At 42.8% G+C, this 14,589-nt stretch carries 12 protein-coding genes; 2 read left to right on the plus strand and 10 right to left on the minus strand.

Translation table 11 applies throughout. The annotated features are described in order from the left end of the window. Positions 1-76 precede the first annotated feature (76 nt). Positions 77-2,989, minus strand: a complete 2,913-nt coding sequence (locus ACYIA1_RS07705) for a bifunctional fucokinase/fucose-1-phosphate guanylyltransferase (protein ID WP_005867976.1) — start codon at positions 2,987-2,989, stop codon at positions 77-79. Positions 2,990-3,134: 145 nt separating this feature from the next. Between ACYIA1_RS07705 and ACYIA1_RS07710 the strand changes: the two genes are divergently transcribed. Then, complete coding sequence (locus ACYIA1_RS07710) at positions 3,135-3,764, plus strand: master DNA invertase Mpi family serine-type recombinase (protein WP_005867974.1); 630 nt, start codon at positions 3,135-3,137, stop codon at positions 3,762-3,764. 224 nt (positions 3,765-3,988) lie between these two features. Continuing rightward, complete coding sequence (ndk, locus tag ACYIA1_RS07715; RefSeq protein ID WP_005867972.1) at positions 3,989-4,450, plus strand: nucleoside-diphosphate kinase; 462 nt, start codon at positions 3,989-3,991, stop codon at positions 4,448-4,450. A 196-nt stretch (positions 4,451-4,646) separates the two neighbouring features. On the opposite strand, the gene ACYIA1_RS07720 is transcribed toward ndk, so the two are convergent. The 9 genes from ACYIA1_RS07720 to ACYIA1_RS07760 form a co-directional block, all read right to left on the minus strand. Further along, positions 4,647-5,837, minus strand: coding sequence for a glycosyltransferase family 4 protein (locus tag ACYIA1_RS07720; RefSeq protein WP_005867971.1), 1,191 nt, complete (start codon positions 5,835-5,837; stop codon positions 4,647-4,649). Next, positions 5,834-6,994: a non-hydrolyzing UDP-N-acetylglucosamine 2-epimerase gene (wecB, locus tag ACYIA1_RS07725; protein WP_129984385.1), complete on the minus strand. Its 1,161-nt coding sequence runs from the start codon at positions 6,992-6,994 to the stop codon at positions 5,834-5,836. Before wecB ends, ACYIA1_RS07720 begins: the two co-directional genes overlap by 4 nt. Positions 6,995-7,023: 29 nt before the next feature. After that, positions 7,024-8,229: a UDP-N-acetyl-D-mannosamine dehydrogenase gene (gene wecC, locus ACYIA1_RS07730; RefSeq protein WP_129984386.1), complete on the minus strand. Its 1,206-nt coding sequence runs from the start codon at positions 8,227-8,229 to the stop codon at positions 7,024-7,026. Positions 8,230-8,330: 101 nt separating this feature from the next. Continuing rightward, positions 8,331-9,209 carry a glycosyltransferase gene (locus tag ACYIA1_RS07735; RefSeq protein ID WP_008778250.1) on the minus strand — a complete coding sequence of 293 codons (879 nt, stop codon included), beginning with the start codon at positions 9,207-9,209 and terminating at the stop codon, positions 8,331-8,333. A 7-nt stretch (positions 9,210-9,216) separates the two neighbouring features. Continuing rightward, the gene (locus ACYIA1_RS07740; protein ID WP_480334925.1) at positions 9,217-9,828 is read right to left on the minus strand and encodes a DUF1919 domain-containing protein; all 612 of its coding nucleotides are present in this window, start codon (positions 9,826-9,828) and stop codon (positions 9,217-9,219) included. A gap of 7 nt (positions 9,829-9,835) precedes the next feature. Continuing rightward, complete coding sequence (locus ACYIA1_RS07745) at positions 9,836-10,801, minus strand: glycosyltransferase family 2 protein (RefSeq protein ID WP_005867966.1); 966 nt, start codon at positions 10,799-10,801, stop codon at positions 9,836-9,838. An 18-nt stretch (positions 10,802-10,819) separates the two neighbouring features. Continuing rightward, a complete protein-coding gene (locus ACYIA1_RS07750) occupies positions 10,820-12,019 on the minus strand; it encodes an O-antigen ligase family protein (protein WP_034530492.1) in 1,200 nt (399 codons plus the stop codon). Between the two features lie 19 nt (positions 12,020-12,038). After that, positions 12,039-12,815: a glycosyltransferase family 32 protein gene (locus ACYIA1_RS07755; protein WP_005867964.1), complete on the minus strand. Its 777-nt coding sequence runs from the start codon at positions 12,813-12,815 to the stop codon at positions 12,039-12,041. An 83-nt stretch (positions 12,816-12,898) separates the two neighbouring features. Then, positions 12,899-14,437, minus strand: a complete 1,539-nt coding sequence (locus tag ACYIA1_RS07760) for a lipopolysaccharide biosynthesis protein (protein ID WP_008778245.1) — start codon at positions 14,435-14,437, stop codon at positions 12,899-12,901. Between the last annotated feature and the right edge of the window lie 152 nt (positions 14,438-14,589).

The raw sequence follows: 14,589 nt of genomic DNA on the forward strand, positions 1-14,589 counted from the left end.
CATTTATATAAATGTTCCAAAACACATGCAATATATTCCAATTAGCAACAAATGGTCTAAAAAGCCAATCGTACTTTCAAGAACGACTAATCTGAAGCCCCTTATTCGATAAGCTCATCTCCACGAACCGGGCGTTCGAATTGGGTGGAGAAAGAGTCAATATCTTTCGGATTTGCAGGGCTGCACCCGGGTCTTTCGCTACGATATATAAGTAACCACCACCGCCTGCTCCCGGAAGTTTATATCCCAAGGCATAAGCCTGTATCTTGGAGATAATAGCTTCCACCGCCGCCGGATTCGTTCCGGAATCGAGTGCCTTATTTTGCTCCCAAGTCTTTCCGACCCATTTACCATAAGTCACGAAGTCTCCGCATTGGATCGCCTCGTACATATCAAGCGCATGGGCTTTCATCTCAGACAAAATACCTAAATGCGCCTCGCTATTCAAGAACATACCTCGTACGATTTCCGACAAAATATCTTTCGCCGTACGAGTAATTCCCGTATAATAAAGAAGATGACAAGGCCGGTATTCCGGATCAGTAAACAAGTATTCCGGCAGCCAACGTACCAAAGGATTCTGATTAAAACCCTCGTTCGTTTGCAAGAGTTTCAAACCGTGCAATACGCCACCGTATTGATCTTGCCATCCCCCGCCGGTAGTCAGTAATTGTTCTAAAATCAAGGTGCGGTTTCCGATCTCATTCTTATCCCAAGCCAAGCCACAAAAGTCAGAGATAGCGCCCAGCACAGTAGCTGCGAGGATCGAGCTAGTGCCTAAACCGGAACCCGCCGGTATCGCCGCCAACAAGGTAATCTCCAGCCCGCTACCAAAAGCTTCCAACTGGACATCCAAAGAAGCATAAGCCTCCGCCGAGAATTCCGGGATAAATCCCGCCAAGGCCAAAGCCGCTTTCGGAATGGAAAACGGCGACCCTACCTTATTATAATCACGAAGCTCATCCCATGAGGAGATAACCTCCATCGCTCCCAGATCGATCGAGCGAAGGATAATCTTATGGGTATCGGAAGGCTTGATATAGACTTGTAGCGGTGGTTGCCCGTTTAACTCGATCGCCACGTTCACCACGTTTCCACCCGCATATAAGCAATAGGGCGGCGTATCTGTCCACCCACCTGCCAAATCGATACGTACCGGACTACGTCCCCATACGATCTGGTCCCGATAGACATTCAAACATGGCTGCTGCTTACTTCCAAGGACAGAACTGACCAGCCCTTCCCGCAACAAAGCGAAAGCCTTTTGCTCCTCCTCCTTATACGTTTCCCCCAAGATCTTCATCACCTGAGAGCGGAACATATGATTATGTATCCTTTTCATCAACGGATTATCCTCGGAAAGGGCTTTCGGTAAGACAATCTTGTCTTTGGCGAAGCTTTCCGCCGCATCCGAAAGATCCAATTGATAGAATACACTTTTCTCATGATTAGCGGCCAATAATGACCAGTCTTTTTTACGGAAAACTTCTCGCTGAGCTACTAAACGGCGTAAATTCGCTTGATCGGACAAATCATTCGCCGATAATTTTCGGGCGGAAAGCCAAATATGCTTTCCCTCTTCCCTATCCGGCTTCGTAATCATCCAGCGCAGCACTTTTCCCAGCTCATCCACGGTTTGGCAAACAGGAAACAAAGGTGCGTTTTGTATATCCTCATTCCCTCTCAAGGTGATCCCTCGCTCCATCGCCCAAGTCAAGATAGGTTTCCCCATAAACAAGGTAGACACATCAGACAAGGCCCCTTTAAACAAGTCATTAAAACCATAGGGCCTTGCCGCCCAATTAGCTTCCCCTACCGGGACAACATCTACACAGACACCTTCCGGAAGAGATAAGTTCCAATTATTCTCCGGAACACCCGTTATAATTTGCTGGCCACGTAACGTCCAATTCTCACCGATATAACTATTCTCTATCCATAATTCCGAATTCTCAGCGGTCAATTTCTGGTGTAACACCGCATTCTGCACAAACATGGCGGGATGTGGTTTCACCTTACGCTGCATGATCGCACGTTGATCCCTAACTAAGTTCTGTACCGCCAATGTAGAGGAAATCAACTCACGGCTAGTTCCATAATGATAGAACTCTCCACCCGGAAGCGGCAGAATCGCTACTGAAAGCTGATTCAACTCCGAGTCCGTGATACGTGGATTCTTCCCCAAGGCCAACCCGAACTCAGCATATAAATCATACGCCTTCATCGCCTTGCCATCCTCGGTATAGGAATGTTTCATTAATAACCGCACCGCCTTGTCGCTTAGCAGCCAGATACCGATATCCATCAAGAATAAATGACTACCCGCCAATTCCCCCAATGTTTCCAACGAAGGCTTCTGTAGCATGAAGTCCAGAGTGTCCGGAGACTTACGGCTCGATACAAAAACCCCGTGATTCTTGGCCAACGAAGGCTCGACCCATAAACCGTAACAAACCACATCTACCTCAGGAATCTCCTGCAAAGGCTGGTTAGCACGGATATATACGTCACCGCTAGCGATCAAGGTATGAAGCGATTCCGGCGCCTTTTTCATGATCCGTTCATAAAGAGGTAATTGCAAGGACAATAAGTTCTGGGATAGCCTCTGCCCTCTTGCCCAGCGAAACACAGGGATCGGAGTCAATATTTTCCCGGATGGCGCATATCCGGGCAAACGGCGGCTTTGCCCTCCGGCATGCAACAAGATACGCTTCTCCTGTCCCAACCACTCTTCCGTCGATACATCCGGAGCCTCTTTTCGCCGGGAGGCCTCCAACAACCAAGTCGTTCCTCCCCCGGATCCTAAGCGGGCGCCTACCGGATCCGAGGTGCAAAACCATTCCTCTGTACTTACATGCTCTACCGCATGGAAACAATCTACCAAATTTGGAGGTAAAGACAATAACTTTTTCATACCCATGATCATTCTAAGACTCCATCTTATTTTTCGAAAGCAAAAGTAACTTAAATTTTCTATACGGATATCCATTAACCCTTTTTATTACAATTTGTATGGAGTTCAAACCCACTCAACTTCTTTAACACACCCATAAAAAAGTTTGTTTTTACTAAAACGCACTATCAATCAATCCGTTTCCAGTATCTTGGTTGTTGTTTAATTAAATATAGGACATATGGTATACGGTTATGTAAGAGTCAGTACAGACAAACAAACTACTGAAAACCAGCGATTCGAGATTGAGAAATTCACAAAATCGAGGAACATGAGAATCGACAGGTGGGTAGATGAGACGATCAGCGGGACAAAAGTAATCGCCGATCGCCAACTTGGTAAATTATTAAAGCAAATACGTAAAGGCGACATCCTGATCACGACGGAGCTGTCACGTCTCGGACGTAATCTTATGCAAGTTATGAGCTTCCTTCATCAATGTATGGAAAGAGACATCATTGTATTTACGGTAAAGGAAGGTTACGAACTCGGAAATAACATTAACAGTAAAATCTTGGCATTCGCATTTAGCCTAAGCGCCGAAATTGAACGCAACCTGATTTCGCAACGAACGAAAGAAGCGTTGGCTCGGAAAAAAGTGCAAGGTGCCAAACTGGGCCGTCCAAAAGGAGAGCGACCGGAAACCTGTAAGCTAAAAGGTAAGGAAGAGATGATCTTGCAGTATATTAAAGAACATAAGACTAAAGTATATATCAGCAAGAAACTTGGAGTAAACCGGCAAACCTTGAGGGAATTTCTCAAGACTCATCCGGAAATTCCACGGAAATGGAAAAGAATACAGAAGGATTAACAACTCAAGCAACAATTAACGTATGTTAAATTAGTTTAGTTTAGCAGACTTATCGCTCGTTTATTTGTTTATTCCCATTAACTTGCGGAGGAATAAGATAGAAATATACTTGAAATATCCTAAAAAACATTTCATCCTTTATTCCTCTATCATTCATAAAACGCCGCAAGGTTAACATGTATTCAAGACATCAAACATTTGTTTAATCTTTTAATATAAATCTTATGGAAAAAACATTGGTTATTTTAAAGCCTTGTACCGTTCAGCGAGGGCTGATCGGTGAAATCGTAACCCGTTTCGAAAAGAAGGGACTCCGTCTGGCCGGCATGAAGATGGTTTGGCTGACTGACGAGATCTTGAGTGAGCATTACGCCCACCTAAAAGAAAAGCCTTTCTTCCAACGTATCAAGGACGCGATGAGTGTATGCCCGGTAATTGTATGTTGCTGGGAAGGGGTAGATGCCATACATGTAGTAAGAACCTTGGCCGGCGCTACCAATGGTAGAAACGCCGCTCCCGGTACGATACGGGGAGATTATAGTATGAGCGTACAAGAGAATATCGTACACGCATCAGACTCACCGGAGACAGCCGAGATCGAATTGAAACGCTTCTTCAAGGATGACGAGATATTCGATTATGAGCTGAAAAACCTATTGAGTCTTTACGCCAATGACGAGTTTTAAATAAATAAAGAATAGCCGGAAACGAGAGAAATCATTCTCACCTTTCCGGCTCTCATATTTAGAAACCAACATCCTATTCTCCCGAACTGAATGAACAACCTAATTACTAATCTAAAAATCTAATACCATGAAAAACACACTACTATATCTATAACAGGGCATCCCCGCAAAATGTTTAAGGGATTTCATCCTGAAATTAGAAAGCCGATAAAAAACGTTTGTACGCCTCCAGTTGCCTTTCAAAACAGAAAGTTGTCTGGGATAATCTTAAGCAGTTCGCTTTTAGCTGTCGATACTCCTCATCCGGCAAGTGGCTCATGGCCCGTATATTTTTAGAAAGTCGCTCATAATCTCCGGGGGCCGAGACAAGGCCCAACTGATTCTCCTTTACAATCTCCTCGCCCTCGCCGCCTCCACAAAACAAGATAGGAACGCCTAACGGCAGCAAATCAAATAATTTAGAAGGTACCGCCCCCCTTATACGAACCGTCAAGGGGATAATGGAGGCATGGTAACGTGTAAGCTCCTCACGCATCCGTTCCTTGGGCAGAGAGCCATGATAAAAGACCCCTTTATCATGTGTCCTCACATAATCCTCTATCTCCAAGGCTTGATTGCCCCCTCCAAATAAATGAAGCTCCGCTCCCATCCCTTTAAAATCGATACGCTCTATCAACTCCAATATATTCTGCGCCACGCCCAGCAAACCGGCATAGACGATCCTGAAAGGCTTCCGAGAAGAAGGGGGGTGATTCGGTAAAACAAAACGATGCTGTAAATTCCGATACAAGAACGAGGCCTTGCCCGGCTCATACCGTTTTATATAATCCACGATCTCCTTACTCTGCCCTTGACAGGCCGTGGCCTTACGATAAAGGAAACGCTCGATACGCCCCATCACCCCATGATAAACGCCACCCTCTTTCATGGCCCCCAGCTCCACGGCCGACAATGGCCAAAGGTCTGAGACGTTCAGTACCACCTTTTTCCGGTAGCAACAACGAAAAAGCAACATGGCCGAGGCCGCCGCCAAAACAGGAGGGGTCTGGATGATCACCTTATCATAAGATTTTATACGCTTACGCTTGAGAGCGAAACACCAAAGGGTCGTGGCGAAAGCGCACATACTGGCAAGACGGACCAACGGCCTCCTCGAGATCGAGGCATACGTCCAGTACCTGAAGACCGTTATCCCGTTTACATCCTCTGTCTTGGAAAAAGCCCCCCTATATCCATCAAAGATACGTCCCTTGGGATAATTGGGTAGGCAAGTCAACACATCCACCTTTATCCCTAAGCCGGACAGTCCCTCCGCCATGTTCGTAATGCGTGAGGGTGCCGCACCGATCTCCGGAAGATAAGAGGGAGAAACGATCAAGACCCTCATTCCTTCCGGTTCAAAAATTCCACGATCCTTCCGCAAGCCAATCCATCGCCATAGGGATTGACCGCCTTGCTCATCGCATCGTAATAAGCCGTATCATCAAGCAACGCCGAGACCTCGCTCACGATCTTGTCATAGTCCGTACCGACCAGTTTCACCGTACCTGCCGCGAGAGCCTCCGGACGCTCGGTCGTATCACGCATCACCAACACGGGCTTGCCCAAGCCGGGAGCCTCCTCTTGAATACCGCCGCTATCGGTCAGCACTATCGTTGATTTCTCCATCAGATAGACAAACGACAGATATTCCAATGGCTCAATGAAGAACATATTACCCAGATCAGATAAATCCCCGCCGAATACCTCGTGAATCGGCTTGCGCACATTGGGATTCAAGTGCATAGGATAGACAAAATCCACCATCGGATACATCTTCGTCAAGTCCTTGATAGCGGTACACATATGGATGAATCCATCACCAAAGTTCTCCCGGCGATGACCCGTGATCAACACCAGTCTCTTACCCTCAACCAGACGGTTCACATCATACCCGGAGCGTAAAAGCACGCCTTCCAGCTCCTTGTCCAGCTCAGCGTCCGTCTTTATCTTACGCACCACTTGCCGTAAGGCGTCTATCACCGTATTGCCGGTAACCAAGATTGAGTCCGGACTCACGTCCTCTCGCATCAAGTTTTGCTTGCTCAACCGCGTGGGTGCGAAATTATACGTGGCGATACGTCCCGTGACCTGCCGGTTCATCTCCTCCGGCCACGGGCTATAGATATTGTGGGTACGAAGGCCGGCCTCTATATGACCTACAGGTATCTGTTGGTAGAAAGCGGCCAAGGCGGCCGCCGTGCTCGTGGTGGTATCCCCATGCACCAGCACGACATCGGGTGTCGCCTCACGTAATACGTCACGCATACCGGTAAGGACACGGGCGGTCACGTCATATAAGTCCTGACCTTGCTTCATGATATTCAAATCATAATCCGGCGTGATCTCGAACAATTTTAACACTTGATCCAACATCTCCCGATGCTGTCCGGTAACGCACACGATGGTCTCGAACGACTCCGGATATTTTTGGAACTCCTTCACCAGCGGAGCCATCTTGATCGCCTCGGGACGGGTCCCGAAGACTAACATTATTTTCCTCATTACAGCGTATTCTTCTATTTAGCGAACGATTATTTCTTGAATGTCCCGCAAAAGTCCAGCACCTCCACGTCATCCCGATAATTCAACCCCGCAAACTCCCTATGATTCACCAAGAAAACCACTATATCCGCCTTCTCGTATGCCTCCTTATAAGGGGTCAACTTAAACAGCTTATGCTCCGAAACGTTCGGCTCCACCACCATGATATCAGCGTTGTTGCACGATTGCAACACCTTCGTCGTTATTCCCTTGGCCGGAGACTCGCGTAAGTCATCGATATCAGGCTTGAAAGCCAAGCCCATCATTGCTACCGCCGGCTTGCGCCCGTGTCTCAGCTCAAACCGTAGCATGGCGTTCCTCACTTTCTCCGCGCACCAAAATGCCTTGTAGTTATTCGTCTCACGAGCCGTAGAGATCATACGGCTCTCCATCGGAAACTCCGCCGTGATGAAGTAAGGGTCCACCGCTATGCAATGACCGCCAACACCGCAACCCGGCTGTAAGATATTCACACGGGGATGCCTGTTCGCCAAATCGATCAGCTCCCACACATTGATTCCCGCTTTATCGCAGATAAACGATAGCTCATTGGCGAAAGCGATCTGCACGTCCCGGCTTGAGTTCTCGGTCAATTTACACATCTCGGCCGTCTTGCTATTCGTTGGGTGAAGCGTACCCTTCACGAACTGGCCGTAGAACTCCATCGCCTTACGGGTGGAGGCCTCGTCCATACCGCCGATGACCCGGTCGTTATGCACCAACTCATAGATCACGTTACCCGGAAGCACCCGCTCCGGACAATAAGCGATATAGATCCTGCCCTCCAGCTCCGGCCGTTCCGAGAAAATCAAACTAGCCATCCGTTCGGTCGTCCCCACCGGCGAGGTAGACTCGATCACGTACAAATCCCCCTCCTTCAACAAAGGAAGCACCATACGGGTAGCCGACTCCACGAACGATACGTCCGGCTCATGATCCCCCTTGAAGGGAGTGGGTACCACCATGAAATAAGCGTCGCTCACCTGAGGCTCGGTGTAAGCCTTGAAATGCCCGGAGGCCAGTACCTCCCGCAACATCTCCTCCATACCCGGCTCGATGATATGCAATTTTCCTCGGTTGGTAACCTCCACCACCTGAGCGTTAATATCCACGCCGGCGATCTCCACCCCGTGCTTTGCGGCAATAATAGCCGTGGGCAGGCCAATATAGCCCAAACCCATGAAACATGCTTTCATAAGAATTATGTATTATTTTTTTAAGTAAGATATTAGGCAGATCAAGAATGGTCCAACAACGATCAACCTATTGTATAAGAAAGTTTCTTCATGAAATAAAATCAGCACCCTATTAAATCTGAACCCATCAAATGATAGTAATCCATCACCGCTCGAATTTGAGGATCATTCTGAGACTCCTTGCAATTCGTAGCCGACAGGCTTGCTTCTTTATGAATATACTGATAAAAAACGTCCAACGGAATATAGACATATCCTTTATCCGGTAACACTACACACTCCGTTCCATGCAAAACTTCCATGAAATAAAACCACACATCATCGGCCTTTGGAGCCAAACGCATGAACAGGTCCTCCCTACAAATATCCTTATGCAACAAGGAGCGTTTGTATAAACAACCACCGCACCCCGTTGGAAACACAAAACGGCCGCCGACCCCGGAAATTTCCATCTCCCAATCATTATAAGGTCTCAAAATTCCATCATTATTAAATGATACCCGATGAGCTCGATACGTGTAAACATGAGAGGGATCTTTATGATATTCAGCAACTAAACGTTCAACCATATTCCGCCGATAAAAGAAATCATCATCGCAAGTAATAATCAAATCATCCGGATACACCTCTAACGTGGGTATCAACTTCTTATAAGATTTAATATCCTTACAATAGCGGATAGTAAGCCCTTTCTTTTTCAAACGCTTCAAAATAAAAGGCAAATTACCATCATTCCAATGTTCATCATCCAACCATAACAATACCAAGTCTGGTTTATAAGTTTGACGAAGCAATGAAATAACCGTAAACGGGAGTATCTCTCCCACCCTTCGTCCATAACTGGTAAGAGAAACTATTACCTTTTCTTTACGCACCTTCTCCTGATTGATTCCATATGGGATTGTACCTAACCCTACCTTATAGTACAGTTTAAGTAGCTCACCACAAATCGCGGCAAGTAATATTTTAAGTTTATGCATATTTCATTTACCTGTTTAATTGATTAATAAAAGAAACATAATCAAATTGATCAATATATCTCCGTCCATCGAGATATTGCGTAGCATAAATATTTTTCACGCCTTTCACCTTCGAAAACCCACTCAAATAACAAGTAGATTTAAACTGAGGATAAATTTTATCAACAAACGCTACTTTATTTTTAAACGGAAGTTTATCAAAACGCTCTAGCACAGAGACATCACCCCCCCAATTTGTCAGCATAACCGCCATATTGTCAGCATTCAAACGTTCACATCTTTCTTTCCACTTAGCAAGTGAATCTGCAAATGCTTTATAATGAACAAAGTGGATTTTTACACCTAATAGTCCTTCTCCTACCGGATAATCAAAACCACTATTTTTAACTTCTTTGATCTCTGAATGAATAAACAAATCCCAATTTTCCAAGGCTGTCAAAAAATCCTCATTGGTCATATACAAATTAATGAACGGTGAATAGAAACGTAAACCCAACCAATGATATAAAAAGCCACCTGTACAATTACTACAGACCAATGAAGGTGATAAATTAGTTAATTTGCTTCTATTTTTACGATTGATACGCTCTTGTAAGATAACTTTCACTTTTCCCAACATACCTATTCTAATTTTTGATGATTGATATAGATTTCACTACCATATTCACACTAATAAAAGCACATATGGAAAATATTTTCGAGAAAAATCTGTTTTTTCCATAGCGCAAGAAGGGTGTTTCAAAAGAACGATATTTCGATTGCAAAAAATTCATGTATTGTTTATTAAAACAATGAGAAATACCCATTCTCCAAACACATTGATTGGCCGCATACACAATTCCAGCTTGAGCGTAAACCAATTCACTCGGATAATTAACCTCCATAAAGTTTGCTATTTCACATTTACCTATCACCGCATCCAAATGTTTTGAGGAGAAGGAAGATTGTGTTATACTGGCATTACGTATCCTATAACAATATTTTTTCTCACCACTAACCGCTATCACATTAGACTTAGCCACCAAACGATAAGTAATAAATACATCCTCATGATATTTTCCTTTTGGATAACGGATATCTTGAAACAATTCCGTACGATATAATTTCCCCCAAGCCACCGTATCAATTCCTTTTGAAGACATAAAATCATGCACACATTCTTTATTTCCATATACTACATAATCCTCAAAAAGAGCTTTATCATCATCCTTAATATCTCCACTCTCTCCAATTAAAAATCTCTGACAAACAGACATATCCGCTTTCACCCCTACAATTCTATCATAAAGGCTCTCAATCATATCTTCAGCTATCCTATCATCACTATCAACAAAAGATATATATTTTCCGCAAGCTTGATCGACCCCCACATTACGAGCGTCAGAAAGACCTCCATTTTCTTTATGAATAACCTCTATGCGATGATCCTTACAGGCATACTCATCACAAATCCTCGGACAATCATCCAAACTACCATCATCTACTAAGATAATTTGCAAATTTCGATAACTTTGATTGATAATACTTTCAATACAGTCTCGCAAATATTGCTCCACGTTGTAAACAGGGACAATGATTGATATTAAATCCATAATAGACACATTAAAAAATCACTTTTCACAACGAACATACATATTACCCTTACAAGTAACAGTATTGTTCATTTTTGAGACTAATAAACCAAAAACAACAAGATTCAGTATTTTATCCATACCTGGAGCTTCTGCCATATACATTACTAAAAAAGAAAAAATAGAACCTTTTACTATTAAAGAAAAAAACGGAACACTGCTTTTTAAAGATTTATTCAATTCATTAAAAAGAGGAACAAGAGATACAAAAAACAGAATCCCTGTCTCATATAAAGATTGCAATATTTGATTATGAGCACTCATATAACCTTTCGTATATTGCTCAGATATATAGAATAAACTCGTAGTTTCTCTAACACCGTTTCCTATAATAGGAGAATTTAAAAATCCATCTACCACCATACCCCAAATTAGGGTTCTATTTGTAAGTGTTAAATTCTTACCTAACAAATCTTCTATCACATATGAAACTAAAGGAGATTCAAGGATGATCATCAAATTTCCAAACAATATAACAAACACAAATAAAGACACAAACACGAGCAATAAAGTATTCAATGACAAAGAAGCTATTTTACGCTGAATCACATTTGGAATCAAAAAAAGAAGCATGCAAACTAAACCAACAACATTGCTACCTGAAAATATAATCAATATAGTAGAAACATGCATTATTATATAAACGCACAAAAGCCTTTTTTCCCCTCGGAAATAGCTATCAATAAGCACAAAACAAAGGCCTTTCATCATTGGATACCCCACCTGATTCTCAATTCCTAGAAAATAAGACTCCCCAGACATCGAATCATTAACAAAAAAAGAAGGAGACACAAGCAAAAAAAAGAAATTAATCGCCATTAAAACAAAATAAAAACAAGCGATATATCGAACAAATAATTTTGTTCGATTAAATGTAGAACATTGCCACAACATCAATCCTCCCATAGCCAAAACCGGGTACATAATCATTATAGCACGACGCACATCTCCATCTTTAATAACAGTAGAAATCAACATACTAAAAAAGACAAGACATATACACCCCATAACTTTTAATGTATTCTTATTAAATTGCTTAATAAGAGCCATCAATATTACAAAAACAGCAAAAAACTTTGAAAGTGAAACATATATTAAAGACAATGTATCAGAATGAAGGATATAATAAGTTTCCCTATCAAATAAAAAATACAAGAATATTATAAAGAACGCTTTCATTTTTGTTTTTATAGCTAGGTCATCTTCTTTTCATCCATCTCCACATTTCACAAAACATATCTTTAATCCCTTTATATTTTATGATTGACAAAAATTTAGTCACATATCCACGAATACCTTTAGGCAAAAAAATAAGTTTTTTACCTAATTCCTGCGCATACCGATCCACATCGCTCACCCAACTCCCCGCGAAATGATGGATCGTCATACTGTTCTCCGTTAAATAAATCTTACCATCCACATACGATTTTGGACACAAATAATCTTGGGGAAGTAACGTGAATCCATTGACAGTCTGTTTCGTATTATTAGGAACAAAACCATATTTCAGGCAAGCGTTCGTAATACGGGTTACATTTGTTGTCACATCTAAACTACCGTCAGGACGCTTGAAATGTAAAACGTCATACTCATGGAGCAGCTCCTCAAAGAGGGGCTGCCCCTCCCGACAGGCCATCAAGCCTGTCGGGATTCGAGACGAAGACTCGAATCCCGACACCGCATCATATTGTAACAGCTCATCTAACGGCTTCAATACCTCTACATCCGTATCCATATAGATACCACCTTCCGTCACCATGGCGTACAAGCGAACCACATCCGTTATGAACGCCCATTTCTTAGCCTCATACGCTTCACGGACATAGTCGTTATAATTCAGATCGAAATTACTCTCGTTCCACTCCTTTATCTCATAGTCCGGAAGATATTTCTTCCACGATTCTATGCACTTCACTGCCAAAGGAGGCAACGGATTGCCCCCGAACCAACAATAATGAATTTTCTTTGGTATCATATTTACTTGAAATATTAGTTACAATTTCATAAACAAAAACGTAAGCTGGTATCTAAGCAACTGCTATTATTCCAATCGCTATACTATTTTTTTAATTTGGTACATACCCTTTGAATATATCCTTGTAATACGACCCGCTCTCCTTCACTCAAAAGTCTATAAACGACACATACGCCCACGATCAACATGCTTGCGAACACTAATAAAAAGCGAGAGAAAGTATCTTCCGGAATCATCAAACTTTGAATTAATCCTACAGAACATAAAATCAAGGACAGGAACAGTCCAGGCATAACCACCTCTTTCAAATAATATCTTATATCCAATCGTATCTGAACATGTATATCATATAGACAATAGAGCCAATAACCTATATTTGCGACGACCGCCACAAAAAAAGGTATCATCGGATCCTGCTGTACTTTCAAAAGCAAATAACTAATAGGCAAAATAGCCAACGTAAACATTCGCCCGTACACCTGATTGTTCTTGATTCGTCCCGTGGCATTCGCCGCTATCCAAAGGGGCGGTATGAAAACTCCTATTAACGATTCACACAAGACCAAACGAGTAAAGGCAACCGTATGTTCCGGCACCTGCCCCAGCCATACCTTCAATAAGAACTCTATCTCCATCATTACCGGAATCGCAAATAGAGCCGCTAAGAAATAAGCATATTTTGAACTTTTCACAATAAGAACTATCATATATTCTCGATCGCCTGACGCATACGACTTTATGATCTGAGGCTTAACCGCTGTCATGATATTCTCGGTAAAACGTGTTACCACTGCACTCACCTGTACAGATATGGCTCGTGCCGCATTAATCGCAGGGCCAAAAAACAAGTTCAAAAGAATATTAGTTCCTTGGATACCTGCTGACCAAGCGAAACATCCAAATAAATTTTGGCCAATAAATCGTGACATATCTTTCACTAAAGAATGATCCCAATAAAAACGTAATTTACATTCGGAGAAAACTCTGATACAGTAAATCGCATAAAGCAACCAAGTGATAAAGGAAACTAACGCTGTCAACATTCCATAAAGAATCAAAGAATCAAATGTTCCGAAAACCTTCAAGAAATACACTATTAGCAATCGAGCGCAAGCCTCAAACAAACCTAAATACGCATACATATTCATTCGCTCGTGCGCCACGATCGATCCCATCAACGGAACTTGATTGATAGCAGAAAGGACGGAGATCAACGAGAACTGATATACCCAAAGCGCCGCTACCGTCCGATCCGGTGGTATTACCAGTTTATTGTAAACAAACCATAATCCCAATGTCTCACCTAACAGTAATAATATAGCAGACAACAGGCACATTAGAGTAAAACTCTGTCGAAAAGCATATTCCACCTCTCGAATATCTTGCTTTCCTAATCCTATATTCATATAACGCTGAGAGACATTGGACAAACTGGAGATAAAAAAAGCCATGATCGAGACTACTCCCCCCACCACATTATAAATACCGAAGTCCTCTACCCCCAATACCTGTAGCACGACCCGACTGGTGTACAGCGTCACCCCCATGATTAGGAGCATGCGCATATAGAGGAACAGCATATTCTTCGCTATCCGCTTATTATTCTCTGATGTAGCAGACATAAAGATAAGTACACAAAACACTTCCATCCCGCCGACAAACCAGCAAGACGAAAATCAAGTGTCTAAATTTAAAATGAGTTTAAACTATATTTATAGAGATAAGTTACCGAGATAAATCACTCAGCATAATACAAATAGTAAAGTACGAATTT

It is taken from the genome of Parabacteroides sp. KHUB-02, assembly GCF_056640955.1.